Raw genomic sequence first — 816 nt, 5'->3', positions numbered from 1 at the left:
AAAAATCAACAACTTTATTTTGTCCACCTACAGGTTCTTGTATCTCAGCTTTGTTTTTCTCGTAATAAGGAGACGAAAAAAACTGTTCAAAAAAACTGAAGATATGCCCATTTTCTAAATAGAACTTGACAAAGTTGCGCCAGATATGAATAAAGGAATCTTTATAATCGAAATCATCTTTTATACCATCAAAAATGTAATCATTCAGTAATGTTCTACAATGCTTGAACAGTGCAAAGATTAGGTCATCTTTTGATGGAAAATAATGGTAGATAGTTCCTATTGCTACATCAGAATCTTGTGCGATTTTGCTCATCGGCGTTCCATGGAAGCCGTTTGTTTGTATAAGTTTTAGTGTGCTGGCAAGTACTGCCGCAATTTTTTCATTGGAATTCATCAATCGAACGTTCATTCGGTTGCAAAATTAACGATTAATTTGGATCCAAAATGTCAGAATATTGTTATAAATCAATAAATATAAAACGATTTGAACCAATAATACAATAAGGAAAAAAAGGTGAAATTGTTTTCAACTTTTTATTTTTTTTGATGGGCGGAGGGGAAGTAGTGCCAAGAGTGCCAGGGTTGTAGCTTGATTGTCGCTTGCAGATTGGCCCGAAGATCTTTCTTAGAGGAGGTGGATCGGTTGCATAGAAAAAAAAGCGTTGGCTTATAAAACCAACGCTTTTTTCTATTTACAATTTTTTAAATTTTTCTCCACTTCTTCCAGAGGATATAGATTCTTTCCTTTATTGATCTTGGTATTGATGTATGTTAATACATAAGCGATATCAATTGCAGAAAGATTTGAAGCGG

Annotated in this window: 1 protein-coding gene; it reads right to left on the bottom strand. The window is 33.7% G+C overall.

Features of this window, described 5'->3' with window-relative positions; translation table 11 throughout:
• Window positions 1-397, bottom strand: a 397-nt coding sequence (locus tag B2X72_RS09590; protein ID WP_286849360.1) for a TetR/AcrR family transcriptional regulator, incomplete at its 3' end; no start/stop codon positions are given.
• Window positions 398-816 lie beyond the last annotated feature (419 nt).

The organism is Sphingobacterium sp. UBA7253 (genome assembly GCF_002472745.1).
GTDB lineage: Bacteria > Bacteroidota > Bacteroidia > Sphingobacteriales > Sphingobacteriaceae > Sphingobacterium > Sphingobacterium siyangense.
This window is presented reverse-complemented; position numbering and strand designations above follow the sequence as displayed.